At 69.9% G+C, this 16,458-nt stretch carries 17 protein-coding genes; 5 read left to right on the top strand and 12 right to left on the bottom strand.

Annotated elements, in window-relative coordinates; genetic code table 11:
• Positions 1–91: 91 nt before the first annotated feature.
• The 6 genes from rpoN to HNR51_RS24415 all read right to left on the bottom strand — a co-directional run bounded on the left by rpoN (position 92) and on the right by HNR51_RS24415 (position 5,688).
• On the bottom strand, positions 92–1,627 hold the full coding sequence (rpoN, locus tag HNR51_RS24440; RefSeq protein ID WP_182556668.1) for an RNA polymerase factor sigma-54: 1,536 nt from the start codon (positions 1,625–1,627) through the stop codon (positions 92–94).
• A gap of 346 nt (positions 1,628–1,973) precedes the next feature.
• Complete coding sequence (gene lptB, locus HNR51_RS24435) at positions 1,974–2,843, bottom strand: LPS export ABC transporter ATP-binding protein (RefSeq protein WP_012454321.1); 870 nt, start codon at positions 2,841–2,843, stop codon at positions 1,974–1,976.
• Between the two features lie 17 nt (positions 2,844–2,860).
• Positions 2,861–3,598, bottom strand: coding sequence for an LptA/OstA family protein (locus HNR51_RS24430; protein WP_182556667.1), 738 nt, complete (start codon positions 3,596–3,598; stop codon positions 2,861–2,863).
• Entirely contained in the window at positions 3,595–4,356 is a 762-nt protein-coding gene (locus HNR51_RS24425) for a lipopolysaccharide-assembly, LptC-related protein (RefSeq protein WP_141951516.1), read from the bottom strand. Before HNR51_RS24425 ends, HNR51_RS24430 begins: the two co-directional genes overlap by 4 nt.
• A 205-nt stretch (positions 4,357–4,561) precedes the next feature.
• Positions 4,562–5,191: a ribonuclease D gene (locus HNR51_RS24420; protein ID WP_182556666.1), complete on the bottom strand. Its 630-nt coding sequence runs from the start codon at positions 5,189–5,191 to the stop codon at positions 4,562–4,564.
• A gap of 95 nt (positions 5,192–5,286) precedes the next feature.
• Positions 5,287–5,688 (bottom strand): ComEA family DNA-binding protein, encoded by a 402-nt coding sequence (locus HNR51_RS24415; protein ID WP_182556665.1) that lies wholly within the window; start codon positions 5,686–5,688, stop codon positions 5,287–5,289.
• Positions 5,689–6,043: 355 nt separating this feature from the next.
• Here HNR51_RS24415 and HNR51_RS24410 point away from each other — a divergent pair, with 355 nt between their 5' ends.
• The 3 genes from HNR51_RS24410 to HNR51_RS24400 all read left to right on the top strand — a co-directional run bounded on the left by HNR51_RS24410 (position 6,044) and on the right by HNR51_RS24400 (position 7,947).
• Positions 6,044–6,376 (top strand): CsbD family protein, encoded by a 333-nt coding sequence (locus HNR51_RS24410; protein ID WP_012454316.1) that lies wholly within the window; start codon positions 6,044–6,046, stop codon positions 6,374–6,376.
• A gap of 69 nt (positions 6,377–6,445) precedes the next feature.
• A complete protein-coding gene (locus tag HNR51_RS24405) occupies positions 6,446–7,360 on the top strand; it encodes a PhnA-like protein (protein WP_152277128.1) in 915 nt (304 codons plus the stop codon).
• Between the two features lie 161 nt (positions 7,361–7,521).
• Complete coding sequence (locus HNR51_RS24400; protein ID WP_141951511.1) at positions 7,522–7,947, top strand: BA14K family protein; 426 nt, start codon at positions 7,522–7,524, stop codon at positions 7,945–7,947.
• A gap of 39 nt (positions 7,948–7,986) precedes the next feature.
• Here the strand turns inward: HNR51_RS24400 and HNR51_RS24395 are convergent, their stop codons facing one another.
• Positions 7,987–9,585, bottom strand: a complete 1,599-nt coding sequence (locus HNR51_RS24395) for a sensor domain-containing diguanylate cyclase (RefSeq protein ID WP_182556664.1) — start codon at positions 9,583–9,585, stop codon at positions 7,987–7,989.
• 368 nt (positions 9,586–9,953) lie between these two features.
• Here HNR51_RS24395 and HNR51_RS24390 point away from each other — a divergent pair, with 368 nt between their 5' ends.
• Positions 9,954–11,270 carry an MFS transporter gene (locus HNR51_RS24390; protein ID WP_182556663.1) on the top strand — a complete coding sequence of 439 codons (1,317 nt, stop codon included), beginning with the start codon at positions 9,954–9,956 and terminating at the stop codon, positions 11,268–11,270.
• Positions 11,271–11,294: 24 nt separating this feature from the next.
• On the opposite strand, the gene HNR51_RS24385 is transcribed toward HNR51_RS24390, so the two are convergent.
• The gene (locus tag HNR51_RS24385; protein WP_152277124.1) at positions 11,295–11,726 is read right to left on the bottom strand and encodes a PaaI family thioesterase; all 432 of its coding nucleotides are present in this window, start codon (positions 11,724–11,726) and stop codon (positions 11,295–11,297) included.
• A gap of 44 nt (positions 11,727–11,770) precedes the next feature.
• Between HNR51_RS24385 and HNR51_RS24380 the strand changes: the two genes are divergently transcribed.
• Complete coding sequence (locus HNR51_RS24380; protein ID WP_182556662.1) at positions 11,771–12,334, top strand: CoA-binding protein; 564 nt, start codon at positions 11,771–11,773, stop codon at positions 12,332–12,334.
• An 82-nt stretch (positions 12,335–12,416) separates the two neighbouring features.
• Here HNR51_RS24380 and HNR51_RS24375 read toward each other — a convergent pair whose 3' ends face one another.
• From HNR51_RS24375 to HNR51_RS24360, 4 genes are all read right to left on the bottom strand, one after another.
• Entirely contained in the window at positions 12,417–12,842 is a 426-nt protein-coding gene (locus HNR51_RS24375; RefSeq protein WP_182556661.1) for an organic hydroperoxide resistance protein, read from the bottom strand.
• Between the two features lie 127 nt (positions 12,843–12,969).
• Entirely contained in the window at positions 12,970–14,232 is a 1,263-nt protein-coding gene (locus HNR51_RS24370; protein ID WP_182556660.1) for an MFS transporter, read from the bottom strand.
• Positions 14,229–15,227 (bottom strand): MaoC family dehydratase, encoded by a 999-nt coding sequence (locus HNR51_RS24365; protein WP_182556659.1) that lies wholly within the window; start codon positions 15,225–15,227, stop codon positions 14,229–14,231. The genes HNR51_RS24370 and HNR51_RS24365 overlap by 4 nt, the downstream gene beginning before the upstream one ends.
• A gap of 114 nt (positions 15,228–15,341) precedes the next feature.
• Positions 15,342–16,313 (bottom strand): type II secretion system F family protein, encoded by a 972-nt coding sequence (locus tag HNR51_RS24360; RefSeq protein ID WP_012454306.1) that lies wholly within the window; start codon positions 16,311–16,313, stop codon positions 15,342–15,344.
• Positions 16,314–16,458 lie beyond the last annotated feature (145 nt).

The following is a 16,458-nucleotide window of genomic DNA, read 5'->3' as shown; positions in this document are numbered from 1 at the left end:
TTAGAAAGGGGGGCGGGGCAAGTCAACGCGAAGAGTCAACGCGAAGGCGAGCCGGCGCAAGGCTTTCGCGTGACGGCACCGCCCTCATCGGTCAGCGGGTGGCACCGGCCATCTTCGCCCGGCGGCGATCGATCGAGGAGGGGATGCGCAGCGACTCCCGGTACTTGGCGACGGTGCGCCGCGCGATGTCGACGCCCTCGTCGCGCAGCCGCTGCACCAGCGCGTCGTCGGACAGAACGTCGGCGGCTTCCGCGTCCACGAGCTGCTTGATGCGGTGGCGCACGGCCTCCGAGGAATGGGCCGCCGCACCGGCCGCGCCGGGGATCGCGGCGGTGAAGAAGTACTTCATCTCCAGGGTGCCGCGGCTGGTGCCGATCGACTTGTTGGAGGTCACCCGAGAGACGGTCGATTCGTGCATGCCGATCGCCTCGGCGACGGTCTTGAGGTTCAGCGGGCGCAGATGGGCGACGCCGTGCAGGAAGAAGGCATCCTGCTGGCGCACGATCTCGGTGGCGACCTTCAGGATCGTGCGTGCCCGCTGCTCCAGGCTGCGGGTGAGCCAGTTGGCGGTCTGCAGGCATTCGGACAGGAAGGCCTTGTCGCCGTCCGCCACCGCCCCCTTGGAGACGCGGGCATAGTAACTCTGGTTGACCAGCACCCGCGGCAGCGTCTCGGAATTCAGCTCGATCAGCCAGGAGCCGTCCGGTGCCGGGCGAACGAACACGTCGGGGACCAGCACCTCGACGGCGTGCGCCCCGAAGGCGCGGCCGGGCTTCGGATCGAGCCGGCGGATCTCGGCCAGCATCTCGACGAGATCCTCGTCGTCCACGCCGCACAGGCGGCGCAGGGCGGGAAAGTCGCGCTTCGCCACGAGGTCGAGGCGCGAAACCAGGGCCTGCATCGCCGGATCGAACCGATCCTGCTCGCGGAGCTGGATCGCGAGGCATTCGGCGAGGTCGCGGGCAGCCACGCCCGGCGGGTCGAAGGTCTGGACGAGCTTCAGGATGCGGGCGACGTCGTCGAGCGAGGCGCCGAGCCGTTCGGCCACGCCATCGATGTCCTCGCGCAGGTAGCCGGCATCGTCCACCGCGTCGATGAGGAAGCTGCCGATCAATCGGTCGGACGGGTTCTGGGTCGCGAGGTCGAGCTGGGCGGCAAGGTGCTCGCGCAGGCTCGTCTCGGCGGTCAGCGACGCTTCGAAATCGGGAAGCTCCCCGTCGAAGCTGCCGCCGGTATTGCCGTAGGGTGCGGGCGTCAGAGAAAGCATGTCGCCGGCCGCGGTCTCGCGCGGGGCGGGGTTCTCGTCGGCAAAGACGTTGTCGAGGCGCGTGTCGAGGTCGCCCTCGATCTCGCTGCGGCTCGGCGTCATGTCGGAGGCGAGCCATCCCTCGGGCTCCGGCCCGTCGCCGCCCTCGTAGTCGCCGTCGCCCGACGCCTCCGGCGCCTCGCGCTCGGGGGCCGGCTCGCCCTCGGTGCGCTCCAGCAGCGGATTGCGCTCCAGCTCGGCATCGACATAGGCTGCGAGATCGAGCTGCGAGAGTTGGAGAAGCTTGATCGCCTGCAGCAGCTGCGGAGTCATCACCAGGGACTGACCCTGGCGCATTTCGAGCCGTTGCAGCAGACTCATCGCGACGCCCAACCCTCAGAAATCATTGCGAAAACGCAGCCCGAGCGAGAGCCGCCCCCAATCCGGCACGTTCTTTGCTTCTCCTTTGTTTAGGTCTAACCACATCGAACGCGGACGTCAAAGTCTGATTGGCGCCGCGCCAGCGAAATCCAGATAAACCTGCAGACCTGCAACAGGCGCAGCGGGACAGGCCGGCCACGGCCGCTCCCGTGCAGCGGAAGGCGCGACGCTCGCGGGTCGCATGGTGGGAACCAAGAAAGCCTTGCCCGCACGGGGGCGATCGGCAACCGTGGTTCAGGAGCCGTGACCGGATCGGGTGACCGTCTCGGGAAGGTCGGCGGTCCGCCTACAGGCGGAAATCCTCGCCGAGATAGAGCCGACGGGCATCCTCGTTCGCCACGATCTGCTCGGGCGTGCCCTCGGTGAGGATGCGGCCGGAATGGGCGATGTAGGCGCGGTCGATCAGGCCCAGCGTCTCGCGGACATTGTGGTCGGTGATGAGCACGCCGATGCCGCGCTGCTTCAGGTGCTTCACCAGATCCTGGATGTCGCCCACTGCGATCGGGTCGATGCCGGCGAAGGGCTCGTCAAGGAGCATGAAGGTCGGCGAGGAGGCGAGCGCCCGGGCGATCTCGCAGCGTCGACGCTCGCCGCCCGATAGGGCGATCGAGGGCGACTTGCGCAAGCGAGCGATGTCGAACTCCTCGAGCAGCGAGTCGAGCTTGCGCTCCCGGGTCTTGCGGTCGGGCTCGGCCACTTCCAGCACGGCGCGGATGTTGTCCTCGACCGACAGCCCGCGGAAGATCGAGGCTTCCTGCGGCAGATAGCCGATGCCGAGGCGGGCGCGCTGGTACATCGGCAGGTGGGTGATCTCCATCCCGTCGAGGCTGATGAAGCCGCGGTCGGCCGGTACGAGGCCGGTGATCATGTAGAAGATCGTCGTCTTGCCGGCGCCGTTCGGCCCGAGCAGCCCCACCGCCTCGCCGTTATGCACGGTGAGCCCGGCCTCGTGGACGACGGTGCGCGCGCCGTAGCTCTTGCGCAGGCCCCGCACGTGAAGGACGCCCGGACCGCCGCCCTCGGCCAGGGCGGCATCGGACGCCGCCTGCGGTGCCGGCCCGTCGCGCCCGAACAGGCGGCCGAACCACGAGGCCTTACGGCCGTGGCTCATCGGCCTCGGCTGGGCGACCGCGTGACGCGGCACGCCCGCAGGCATCCCGGCTCCCGCCATGGTCAGTTCGCCTGCGCCCGCGTCTTCGCGGCTGGCTTCTCGGCAGCCTTGCCGCCGGGTTTGGCCGCGACGGCCGGCTGGGTGCAGCCCTTCGGCTGCCCCCCCTTGGCCTCGGCGCCCTCGCCCGGCACGAACATCGCCGAGACGCGCCCGCCCGCCACCGGGTCCATGTTCGCGCGGCCGGTCGCCATGTCGTAGACGAGCCGCGAGCCGCGGGTGACGTTCTGGCACTGGCTGAGCACGACGTTGCCCGTCAGCACGATGCGCTTGGCCTCCTGATCGAACACCGCATTGTCGCCGGTGGCGATCTGATCCTTCTGCGCCACGGTGACGGGGCCGGCGCACTCGACCTTGCGGATGCCGCTGCCGCCCATCGCCGCCTTGGCCTTCGCGTCCTCGGCCGCCTGAGCCTCGGTCTTCGGATCACCCTTCGCGGCGTCCTTGCCCGGATCCTTGTCCTTGTCGCGCTTGTAATGGACCGTCATGGCCGAGCAGCGGATCGTGCTCTCGCCCTGAACCGCCACGACGTTGCCGGCGAAGATCGCCTTGTTCTCCTTGTCGAACACGTCGAGACGGTCGGCGTCGATCTTGATCGGCCCCTTGCCGCCGCCGACGGTGCCGAGCGGCGCGGACTTCTCCTTCGTGTCCTTGGCAGACTCCTTGGGAGGAGCGGCAGCGGCCGGCAGGGCCAGGAGCAGGGCAATTCCGGCGGCCAGGGCCGGGCCGAGACGCCGCGTCATCGCGTGGGTTCCGCCGCGGAGGTGTGGATGCGCTCCGAATCCGACCGCAGGGCGACCTTGGCGGCAGCGCCCCCGGAATCGGCCTCGTCGCCGTGGAACACGGCATGGACCCGGCCGACGAAGGAGATGACCCGGCCGTTCTCGACCACATCGAGGCTGTCGGCGACGATGGAACCCGAAGGCACCGTCACGGTCACGGCCTTCGACGAGCGCAGGCTGCCGGTCTTGAAATCGACGGCGGCGACCGAGAGGCGGACCTCCTCGCCCTTGTCGGTCCAGAGGCGGATGTCATTCTCGAGGTTGAGCGATTCACGGGTCGAGTCGAAGACGCCACCCCGCGCCTGGAGATAGGCGCGGCCGCCCTTGTCGTCGGTGGCGACGTGGCCCTTCATGGCCTGCAACTCGATGATGCTGGGCTTGCGCACATCCTGCTGCGCGGCCTCGGCGACCACTTCGTAACCGCGCTCGCCCTTGCGGAAGCCGGACAGGCGCGGGCTCTCCATGGTGACCTTGGTGCCCGAGACGCTGATCGGACCGATCGAGACGTTGGGGATGCTGCCCGAGAACGGGCTCCACAGCACGATGCCCGCCAGCCCCAGCACGGCGAAGCCGGCGGCGAAGGGGATCACCCGGCGCAGCGTGCGCACCTGCGCGCTGTGGCGGCGCGCCCGCCCGTGCGCCCGCCTGCGACGCGCGTTCTCGTTCGCGGCGAGCGCGAGGAGATCCGTCTCCGTCTGGATGGTGTCGGCCGCCTGCATCGCGTTCCTGAAGGGTCGGCGCGTGCGGTCGCGCCCTGCCGGCCGGATGCCCCGGTGCGGTGGCGAAGTTATGGCCTCGTCAGCCAGAGATGATCAACGGCGCCCGCGTGCGCCCCCGCACCGGAAGCAGTGCGAAACGCGGCGCCTCGGCACTCTTCCGCGGGAAGCGTTGCCGGCCGGCATCGCCTCGGGCGTGGTCTCCGGCTCATGTGTGGGCGAAGATATCCATCTCCGGCCAGCCGGCGAGATCGAGCTTGGCCCGCGTCGGCAGGAAATCGAAACAGGCCTGCGCCATCTCGGTGCGCCCCTCGCGGGCGAGCATCGCGTCGAGGCGTTCGCGGGCTGCATGCAGGTGCAGCACGTCGGAGGCGGCGTAGTCGATCTGCGCCTGGCTCAAGGCCTCGGCGCCCCAGTCGGAGGATTGCTGCTGCTTGGAGAGATCGACGCCCACGAGTTCGCGCACCACGTCCTTCAGGCCGTGCCGGTCGGTGTAGGTCCGGGCGAGCTTTGAAGCGACCTTGGTGCAGTAGACCGGCATCGGCATCACGCCGAACGCCTTGAACAGCACCGCGAGGTCGAACCGGGCGAAGTGGAAGATCTTGACGACCTGCGCGTCGGCCAGGACCGCCTTGAGCCGCTCCGGCGCCGGGTCGCCGGGCCGGATCTGCACCACGTCGGCGCTGCCGTCGCCGCGGGAGATCTGCACGACGCAGAGCCGGTCGCGGTGCGGATTGAGCCCCAGCGTCTCGGTGTCGATGGCGATCGCCGCGCCGGGCGCGAAATCGGGCGGCAGGTCGCCGCGATGGAGGCGGATCCGGGAGCTGGCGGCGGACATGGGCGGTTCGGGCGTCTGCGAAGTGCGGGTCCGGCGGCGCGTAGCACCGCGCGCGCCGTCCCGATAGGGCCGCCGACGAACCGGCGGATGAAAGTCTATTTCTGCTTGGCGATGATCTGGTCCTTGATGCCGGCATAGACCGATTCCGGCAGGATCTTCTTGCGAACCAGCTCATCCTTGCCCCGGTAGGGGCGGCCCTTGACGATGGCGGCCGAGCGCGCCTCGCCGATCCCCTTGAGCCGGCTCAGTTCCTCGGCCGTGGCCGAGTTGATGTCGATCAGCTCCGCCTTCGTCTCTGTCTTGGGATTCGTCTTGGCGTCCATCTTGGCGTCCATCTTGGACGGCGCGGCCGATGGAGCGGCACTGGGCGCGGACGGCGCGCTCGCCGGCGGCTTCGTTGCGGCGGGGGGTGTGGCGGGGCTCGGCGCCTGCGCCAGCGCCGGGGCGGCGGCGAGCCCGATCAGAACGGTGAAGGTGCGCAGAAGAGAAGAACGCATGTCGATCTCCCGACATTTCGGGCGGCGGGGCGCCGCGCCGGCCTCCGTCAAGTAGGGCGCGCCGATTGAACCGTCGTTGAACGCGAATGCAGACCGGTACGGGCACCGCAGGCCACTCCGCCCGTTGGACCTGGGCGAAGTCTTGAACCGGCTTTAAGTCTCGAGCCTGCGCGAAGTCTCAAACCTACGCGAAGTCCTGGCGCGATTGTGACTGTGGATCCGCCTCACGGCACCGGAACCAGATTGTCCACAATCCGTTCGTGCTCCGCTGCCCGGCCAAGCTGACGGCCGGAATCGAACGAAGTCCCGCCCTCGAAGGCGGCGGACCAAAACATCGAGAGCGAGGATCGCGACCATGGTCGATACGAACAGGATCACGGGTGCCGCCCGGGAGTTGGGCGGCAAGGTACAGGGCGCCTTCGGCGATTTGACCGACTCGCGCCGCGATTCCGCCGAGGGCCGCCTGCGCGAGGCCTCGGGCCGGGCCGAGAGCGTGTACGGTCAGGCCAAGGACGCCGTGCGTCACGCCGCGGACGAAGCCTACGACACCGCCGAGGACCTCTACGATCGCGGCCGCCGGACCCTGCATGAGGGTCACGAGCGCTCGGTCGAGTGGCCGCACGCCTCCCTGATCGTCGCCGGCCTGATCGGCTTCGGCCTCGGACTGCTCGTGCGCGGACGCAACTGACCGCTGCCCCTTCTTCCGAGCGCCCGAACTAACGCCCCCGGGCCTCGCTGCCAGACTTGGAGTACCAGAGTGACCTATCCTTCCGGCTTTCAACCGACCCCCGTCGACGGGACGCGGACCCTTGCCCGCGAGACCGTGGCCCTCAACCAAGTCTCCTGGGGCGCCGTCTTCGCCGGTGCCGCGACGGCATTGGTGACGCAGGTCGTCATCAACCTCGTGGGCGTGGCTGCCGGCCTCGCCTCGGTCAGCGTCGAGACCGCGGCTGAGAACCCGAGCGCATCGAACTTCTCGCTCGGTGCGGGCGCGTGGTTCGTCGCCTCGGGCATCATCGCATCCCTCATCGGCGGCCTGATCGCCGGGCGCCTTGCCGGCAAGCCCGCGCGCGGCGTCGCCGGGCTGCACGGCTTCGTCTCCTGGGTCGCCACCACCCTCGTCGTCCTCTACCTGCTGACCTCCGCCGCGAGCGGCCTCGTCGGCAGCGCCGTCAGCACCGTGGGCTCGGCGCTCGGCGGAGCCGGCAACCTCGTCGGCGGAACGGTTCAGACCGCAGCGCAGGCTGCCGCCCCCTCGCTGACCAAGATTCCGAACCCCCTCGAGCGGATCGAGCAGCGGGTGAAGGATCAGGCCGCCGGCCAGGATCCGCAGGCCGCCCGCGACGCCGCCGTCTCGGCCATGCGGGCCCTGCTCTCGGGCGACGCCGCGGACAAGCAGCAGGCGGAGACCCGCGCCGCCGACGCGCTCGCCAAGGCGCAGAACATCCCGGTCGACCAAGCCCGCCAGCAGGTGCAGGATTACCAGAAGCAGTACGAGCAGGCGGTCGCCAGCGCCAAGAAGCAGGCGGAAGAAGCAGCCAAGACCGCGAAGTCGCTCGCGACCCAGGGCGCCCTCTACGCCTCGATCGCCCTGATCCTCGGCGCCATCGCCGCCTTCCTCGGCGGGCTGCTCGCCGCGCCGAAGCCGATCTACCCGACCGCTCGCGACTGAGTTCGCGACCGGGACGGGATTCACGCCCCGCATCCGGCGACATCACGACGCCGGATGCGGGCTCCCGCTTCGCACGTTGTCCTTGAGACGCCGGCCGGTCGAACCGGTCGGCGTCCCGTTTCGAGCCGAGGCTCGATCTGCATCATGGAGTTGCCAGACTGATGAAATCGTCCTTCGCCTTCGCTGCCGTTGCGGCTCTCCTCGTCGGCGCCCCCGTCTCGGCTTCGGCCGCGCCCGCGGCACAGAGCCCGGTGGAAGCCCTGATCCGAGGCGATCTGCCGACCGGCTACGTCCAGTTCCGCCGCTACGGACACCGCCATTACGGGCATCGCCGCTACGGCTATGGCCGCGGCTATCGCCGTGGCCCGGGCGTTGGCGCCGCGGTCGGCGCGGGCGTGGCGGGCCTCGCGGCCGGGGCCATCCTCGGCGGCGCCATCGCCAATTCGCAGGCCCAGGCCGCCCCCGTCGTGGTGCAGGGCGGCGCCGATCCGGAGGCCGTGGCGGCCTGCGCCCGCCGGTTCCGTTCCTACGACGCCCGGAGCGGAACCTATCTCGGCAACGACGGCGCCCGCCATCCCTGCCCGTAAGGCCATCGCGCGAGCGGGCTCGCCGGAGCGGCCCCGGCCTCAGCGCGCGACGCGCCGCTGCGGTGCAGCAGTGAGGCGCGTCGGCGGCCGGTCGGGCGCCTCTTCCGCGGCGCCGGGGGCGCAGCAGGTGCGGTTGCGCCCGCTCTCCTTGGCCTCGTAGAGGGCGGCATCGGCGCGCCGGTAGAGATCCTCCGTCGCCCGGTCGCCCGCGGTCACGGCGAGGCCGATGCTCACGGTGATCGACCCGGGGCCGATCCCGGCGGCGGGGACGGCGAGGCCGGCAACGGCCGCGTGGATCGCTTCGGCGATGCGCGCGGCGCCGGCCCGATCCGTATCGGGGAGCAGGACGGCGAACTCCTCCCCACCGACCCGGGCGGCGAGGTCGTTCGGCCGGCCAAGGCTCTCCGTCAAACTCCTCGCGAGGCTTTTAAGCACCGCGTCGCCGACGGCGTGCCCGTGACGGTCGTTGTAGCGCTTGAAGTGGTCGGCATCGATCACGAGGAGCGCGAGCGGCCGGTCCGCGCGCCGCGACGCTTTCGCAGCCTGTTCGAAGGCTTCCTCGAAGCGGCGCCGGTTCGGCAGCCCGGTCAGGAGGTCGGTCCCCGCGAGCCGGGCCAGTTCGGCCTGCATGGCGGCGCTGCGGCGCAGTTCCCGCCCGAACAGCAGCGAGAGCAGAATTGTCAATCCGCACAGGACGAGGATGGCGAGGCCGATGCCCACGGCCTTGCTCTGCCACTCGGCCTCGATCTCCCGCGTCCCGAGCGCGACATTGAGGACGAGCGGCAGGTCGCCGACTTGGGTGAAGGCGTAGTAACGCTCGATCCCGTCGCGAACCGAGGTGCCCGTGAAGCTGCCGCTGCGCTCCGCGAGGAAGCGTTGGAAGGTCGGGGCTCCGGCGATGTTCGCCCCGATATCGGCCTCCACGGCGGGGTAGCGCATCAGGCGGGTGCCGTCGCGCAGGTAGAGGTTGATTGCGCCGTCCTGACCGAGGCCGATCCGGTCGAACAGGGCGCTGAAATAGGCGAGCTTGAGGCTGGCCTGCACCACGCCGCCGAAGGACCCGTCAGGCTTGTCGATGCGGCGGCTCAGCACGGTCACCGGCTCGCCCAGGAGGCGCGAGATCAGGGGCGGGCTGATCTGCAGCCCGTGATCGGGCCGTGCCTTGTGGAGCTGGAAGTATTCGCGATCCGCATTGTTGACCCGACGGGCCGGGACCGTCTTCGCGTCGAAGATCGTGTCTCCGTTCTCGTCGACGACGAGCATGACCCCCATGTCGCGTGCCGTCGTAGCGCGATCGAACAGTGCGAGCTGGCGCAGGCGCGGATCCATGTCGGCCAAACCCGGCATCTTCAGAGTGTCGACGATGCCTTGAAGCGATAGGTCGATGATCTCGACGTTACGGGCGATGTCGCGCTCGATCACCTGGAGCAGATTCTTCGAGGTCTGCTCGGCCTTCTCCCAGGCATCTCGCCTGAGATCGAACAGCATCACCGCCGAGAGAGCCAGCATGCCGAGCGGCGCGAGGACACCGAGGGCGATCCAGCTCCGGGCCGAGCGAAGGTGCCGGGCCGGTCCGCGCCGGAGCGCGACCGACGGGGCCCCGTCCGCCTGGTTCTTCTCGCCATCGGAGCTGCGCATCGGACTCGTTCGAAACGTGGCGGGCGCCCTCTATCGGCGCTCGGCTCTAAGCAAACCTTTCCTCGGAAACGCGAGACCGGGCGCCGGTCGCCGCCATGACTAAGACGGCGTTACCGCCTGCCGTGGACGGCCGCCGCCAATTCCGGACGCCCCGGCAACACGAAGACTTGATGGTCGCCGATGGATTAAATCATTCGACCGTCGGAACGAAGCCTGCGCCCGAGCCTTAGCGCCGGGATCGAACCGATCCCCGACGCATTTCTGGGACGCTTCGTACCCTTCGACGGTCGAAACACTCGATCATGCATCGCCTTATCCGGAGGCTGGCCGTCGCCTTCCGGGGCGTTGCACGCGCCTGGAACACGCCGATGCCTATCGACGCCCAGCCCTCCCCCACTCCGGTATCGCGGACGCCGTCCCGGCGCGCCCTGCACGGGCTCGACCTGCTCAACCTCACCCTCGCCGATGTCCGCGACGGCCTCGGCCCCTATCTCGCCATCTACCTGCTGGCCGTGCGTGGCCCCGACCAGGGCTGGAACGAGGCGACCATCGGCCTCGTGATGACGATCGCCGGCATCGCCGGCCTGCTCGCCCAGACACCGGCCGGCGCCCTGATCGACCGCACCAACGCCAAGCGCAGCGTCGTCATCGCCGCGGCGGTCGTCGTCACGGTGAGCTGCCTCGTCCTGCCGTGGATCTCGAATTTCTACCTCGTCGCCGGCACGCAGGCGCTGGCGAGCATGGCCGGCTCGGTCTTCGCGCCGGCGCTGACCGGCATCACCCTCGGCATCGTCGGCCCGAGGCTGTTCTCGAAGCGCATCGGCCGCAACGAGGGCTTCAACCATGCCGGCAATGCGGTCTCGGCGATGCTCGCAGGCGGGCTCGCCTATCTCTTCGGCCCCATCGTCGTGTTCTGGCTGATGGGCATCCTCGCCGCCTGCTCCATCGCCGCGATGCTGATGGTGCCGGCCGACGCCATCGACGACGACCTCGCCCGCGGCCTCGACTGCGCCGCCGACCAGACCTGCGAGCAGCCCTCTGGCCTGAGCCTGCTCCTGCGCAACCGCCACCTTCTGCTGTTCGCGCTGCTCTGCGCCGCCTTCCACCTCGCCAACGCGGCGATGCTGCCCTCCGTCGGGCAATTGCTCACCAAGGTCGTGGGCAAGGACAACGCGACGTCGCTGATCGCCGTCTGCATCGTCGCCGCCCAATGCGTGATGGTGCCGATGGCGATCCTGGTCGGCGCCAAGGCCGACAGCTTCGGCCGCAAGCCGATCTTCCTCGTGGCCTTCGGGGTGTTGGCCCTGCGCGGCGTGCTCTACACCTTCTCCGACAACCCGTTCTACCTCGTGGCGGTGCAATGCCTGGACGGCGTCGGCGCCGGCATCTACGGCGCGCTGTTCCCGATCGTCGTGGCCGACCTCACCCGCGGCACCGGCCGGTTCAACGTCGCGCAGGGCGCGGTGGCGACGGCGCAGGGTCTCGGCGCGGCCCTGAGCGCGACGCTTGCGGGCGTGGTCATCGTCGGAGCGGGCTACTCGGCGGCCTTCCTCGTGCTCGCGGCGATCGCGGCGGCGGGCTTCGCGCTCTACCTGCTGTTCATGCCCGAGACCTTCGCCTACGAGCCGCGCTCGACGGATGTGCCGCCCAGAACGCCCTCGACGCTGGTCGCGCCGGCCGAGTAGGCCGCGCCGCGCAAGCGCGCGGCCTCACCGCTCCGGCGGGATCGAGTAGGTGCCGGTGGCGTGGGCGACGAGCGCCTCGGCGCCGGCGGACCGGATCGCGACCTCGCCCACCGCGAGACGCCGCCCGAGCTTCATGAGGCGGCACTCGGCAACGAGGGCAGCGGGGCCGGGCCGGCGCAGGAAGTTGACGTTCAGGCTCGTCGTCACGGCAAGCGCCACCGGGCCGATATTCGCGAGGATCGCCGCGTAGAGCGCGTAATCGGCCAGCGCCATCATCGACGGGCCGGAGACCGTGCCGCCGGGACGCAGGTGGCGCTCGTGATAGTCGAGGCGCATCCGCGCGGAGAGCGGCCCCACCGCCTCCAGATGGAAGTGGCGCCCGCCCGCGTTCATCTGCGGAAAATCCCGCTCGAGGAAGGCGGCGGTCTCCTCCAGGCTCATCACGGTCTCGCTCATGCCCAAGCCTTGCAGCATGCCCGCGCATGGCGGACAAGGGCGGCATGATCCCGACGATCGACAACGCACCGGACGGCATCGCCACCCGGCACGACCGCTATCCCGATGCGCAGATCCGCGCCGTCCTCAAGGCGACGCACTCCATCGCCCTGGTCGGCGCCTCGGCCAACCCGGCGCGGCCGAGCTACATCGTCTTCAAGTATCTCTCCGAGCGCGGCTATACGGTGACGCCGGTCAATCCGGGGCTGGCGGGCCAGAGCCTGCTCGGCCGTCCGGTCATCGCCCGGCTCTCCGAGCTGACCGGGCCGGTCGACATGGTCGAGATCTTCCGCAACTCCGCCGCGGCGGGGCCGCTGGTCGATGAGGCGCTGGCGCTGCCGGTACCGCCGAAGGTGATCTGGATGCAGCTCGGCGTGCGCGACGACGCGGCAGCCGCGCGGGCGGAAGAAGCGGGCGTGACGGTGATCATGAACCGCTGCCCGAAGATCGAGTACGGCCGGCTCTCCGGCGAGATCGGCTGGACGGGCGTGAATTCCCGCATCCTCAGCGCGAAGAAGCCGGTGATGGCCAAGGGCGGGGTGCAGAAGCGGACGATCGAGGGACCGTAACCTCCCCATCTCTCCCTCGTCCTGAGATGCGCAGCGAAGCGGCGCCTCAGGATGAGGGGTTCATAGGATCGAAAGGGGCAGCTCAGGCCAGCGTCAGCCCGACATCGACATTGCCGCGCGTCGCATTCGAATACGGGCAGATCTGGTGGGCCGCCTCGACGAGGCGCTCGGCGTCGGCCCGTTCGAGACCCGGCAGGCTGACCTTGAGGTCGGCGGTGATGCCGAAGCCGCCCTCTGAGCGCGGGCCGATGCCGACGGTCGCGGTGACGGTGGCGTCGGCCGGAACCTTCAGCTTGAGCTGACCGCCGGCGACCTTCAGGGCGCCGATGAAGCAGGCCGAGTAGCCCGCGGCGAAGAGCTGCTCGGGATTGGCGCCGGAACCGCCCGCGCCGCCGAGTTCCTTCGGAGTCGAGAGCTGGACCTGGAAGCTGCCGTCCTCGGTGCGGGCGGAGCCGTCGCGACCGCCCGTGGCGGAGGCGGTGGTGCGGTACTTCACATCGACGGTCATGGGATACGTCCTCGTGCTCGGTTTCGGTCGAGCCGATCCGTTCGGCTTGGAACGGGCATAACCGACATTTCGATTGCGCACAATATAAATCGCGCGCAATCGTTTCGCGCGCCGCCGACGGCGGGCCTCAGGCGTCCCGTCCGGTCTCCGGCATGGCGAGGATGGCCGCGAGGCTGATCCCCGCCGCGGCGGCGAGGTAGAGCCCGACGAAGCCGATGCCGCCCCGATCCGCGAGCCACTGCGCGGCGAAGGGCGCGCCGGAGGCGCCGACGATGCCGGCGAGATTGTAGGTGACGGAGGCGCCCGTGTAGCGCACCCGGGTCGGGAATAGCTCCGGCAGCAGCGCCCCCATCGGCCCGAAGATCCAGCCCATGGCGAACAGCGCGAGACAGAGGAAGCCGAGAACAAGGGCGGGCTCGCCGCTGCCGAGCATCGGCCCGAGCACGGCCCCGAGCGTGGCGGTGACGAGAAGGCCCGAGACCATCACCGGCTTGCGCCCGAACCGGTCGGCGGCCCAGCCCGAGAGCGGGATCGCCAGCGCCATGAACAGGATCGCCACGCACTCGAACAGCAGGAAGGTCTTTCGCGGGTAGCCGAGCGTTCCGGTGCCGTAGCTCAGCGCGAAGACGGTCGAGAGATAGAAGACGGCGTAGGCCGCCACCATCGCCAGCGTGCCGAGCAGGGTGGCGCGCCGATGCGCGGAGAAGATCGTGGCGAGCGGCACCCGCTCGGGCGCCGCCTGTTCCAGCGCCGCGCGGAAGGCCGGCGTCTCGGTGAGCTTGAGGCGGACATAGAGCCCGACGCCGACCAGGGCCGCAGAGGCGAGGAAGGGCAGCCGCCAGCCCCAGGACTCGAAATCCGCCGGCGTCAGGGAGACGCTGAGCCCGAGGAACAGGAGGTTGGCGGCGATGAAGCCGATCGGCGCGCCGAGCTGCGGGAAGATGCCGTAGAGGGCGCGGCGACCCGGCGGCGCATTCTCGACCGCGAGCAGCGCCGCCCCGCCCCATTCCCCGCCGAAGCCGACGCCCTGGCCGAACCGCAGCAGGCAGAGCAGGGCCGGTGCCCACCAGCCGATGCTGGCATAACCCGGCAGGCAGCCGATCAGGACGGTGGAGGCGCCCATGATCATCAGCGAGGCGACCAGCGTCGCCTTGCGCCCGATCCGGTCGCCGAAATGCCCGAAGGCCGCCGCCCCGACCGGCCGCGCCAGGAAGGCGATGGCGAAGGTCGCGAACGCCTGAAGCGTCTGCACCCCGGGCTCGCCCTGGGGAAAGAAGATCGGGCCGATCACCAGGGCGGCGGCGGTGGCGTAGATATAGAAGTCGTAGAACTCGATCGCGGTGCCGACGAAGCTCGCGACCAGGATCCGGCGGGCGGAGGGAGGGCTCATGCCGCCGATGGCTCCCACTGCCAGAACACCGTGCCGGTGAATTCGAAGACCGGCTCGCCGCGCTGGTTCTGCGCGGTGTTGTGGTGCGTGGCGATGCCCCAGCCGGGGCGCGAGGCGGAGGCGCGCCGGTCGATCAGCGTGCTGGCGTAGCGGATCGTATCGCCGGCATAGACCGGCCGCAGCCATTTCAGATCCTTGAAGCCCGGCGAGGGGCCGAGTTGCGGCACCGGGCCGGAGCGCGCGGTGAAGGCGATGTCGCGGGCGAAGGTCGCATTGAGCCGCTTCATCCACACGGAAGCAGTCTGCCAGCCCGAGGCGCAGAGCGCGCCGAAATGCGTCGCCCGCGCCGCCTCGGCATCGAGGTGGAAGACCTGCGGGTCGTAGGCGCGGGCGAAGGCGACGATGTCGTCCGCCTCGAAGCGGTAGGCGCCGAGATCGCGGATGGCGCCAAGCTCGGCTTGCGCGAGGTAGGGCAGCGGGATCGCGTCGTCGGGCTCCGGCACGGGGCCGGTTTCAGCCGCCAGCTCGACCGGGCGCGGGGCCGGCACGGCGCCGGCGCGGGCGAACAGGACGGCGAAGGCCTGGGTCATCACCGCCTCACCCCGTCCGTTCGTCAGCGTCATCGCCAGCCGCGCCATGCCGCGGTCAGGCTTCGAGGAGGAGGGGCGGACCTCCTCGACGCGGATGACGGCGCTCAGAGTGTCCCCCGGCCGCACGGGCCGCAGCCAGCGCAGGGCGGTGATGCCGGGAGACCCCATCGAGGTCGAGTGCGTGATCAGCGCCTGCGCGAACAGGCGCATTCCGAGAGCCGCCGTCTGCCAGCCCGACCCGATTAGCGTGCCGACGAAGGTCCGCTTCGCGGCCTCCTCGTCGAGGTGGAAGGGCTGGGGATCGTACCGGCGGGCGAAGGCGACGAGTTCGTCCCGGGTCACCGTGAGCGGACCGGCCGTGTATTCCTGGCCGGGAGCGAGGTCATCGAGGGAAAGCAGAGCCATAGGTGCCCCGTCGCGGTGGAGATCCGCGCGTGGCTACAGCATCGAACGGCGGAGCGCATCCGGGGATGCGCCCGGCCCGTGCGTGCGACGCCGACCCGCGACGCCGACGAAGACTCACTGCATCAGCGCGTAGGCCTGGATGCCGGCGGGCGTCAGGAGCACCACGAACAGCACCGGCAGGAAGAACAGGATCATCGGCACGGTCAGCTTCGGCGGGAGGGCGGCCGCCTTCTTCTCGGCCTCGGTCATGCGGAAGTCCCGGCTCTCCTGCGCCAGCACGCGCAGAGCCTGCCCCACCGGCGTGCCGTAGCGCTCGGCCTGCATCAGCGCCGTCGTGAGCGATTTGACGCTCTCGAGGCCCGTGCGCAGGGCAAGATTCTCATAGGCCACGCGCCGCTCGGGCAGGAAGGACAGCTCGGCCGTCAGGAGCGCCAGTTCCTCGGCGAGCACGGTCGACTGGCTCGCGATTTCCAGGCTGACCCGCCGGAAGGCGTTCTCGACCGACATACCGGACTCGACGCAGATCAGGCACAGGTCGAGGGCGTCGGGCCAAGCGCGGCGGATCTCCGCCTGCCGCTTGGTGGTCATGTTCGACAGGTACACCTCCGGCAGTTTGAAGCCGAAGAAGCCGGCGGCCAGGACGAGGCCGGCCCGGACCATGAGGGGCTGGTCGAGCACTTCCAGCAGGAACAGGTAGAACAAGGCTACCGCTGTGACGGCGATCGGCATCACGAGGCGGAAGAACAGAAAAGCGGTCTCCGCGCCACCGCCGCGATACCCCGCGCGGACCAGCTTCGCTTTGGCGGTCTCGGTGCCGAGCCAGCGGCTGAGATTGAACTGCTCGACGACCCGCTTCATGTAGGCTTTGGGCTCGACGCGCAGGCTCGCGCGGCTGTTGAGCCGCTCTCGCTCGCGCTGACGGATCTGCTCGCGCTCATCGCTGACGAGCTTCATCCGCTTGGCGAGCTGGTCACCCTCAAGCAGAGGCTGCACCAGGGTGAAGACCGTGGCGGCCGCAGCGATGCCGGTCAGCACCGCGGCGACGGTGCGCGGAGCCAAAGCGATGGCGACGAACTCATCCAGCATCTCAGTCCAGTCCAGCCCGTCTCTCGCGGCACGACTCGCGCCGCTCCGCCCCCATCGACATGTCCCCTCGGCCCAGGACGCCCGATTCCCGTCCGCGCCGTCCGCTCGCACAAGCCGGCGACCGTTGGACAAGGCGACGTCTCAG

It is taken from the genome of Methylorubrum thiocyanatum, assembly GCA_014138645.1.
GTDB lineage: Bacteria > Pseudomonadota > Alphaproteobacteria > Rhizobiales > Beijerinckiaceae > Methylobacterium > Methylobacterium thiocyanatum.
The sequence above is the reverse complement of the archived record's forward strand: the minus strand, read 5'-3'. Positions and strand labels throughout refer to the sequence as shown.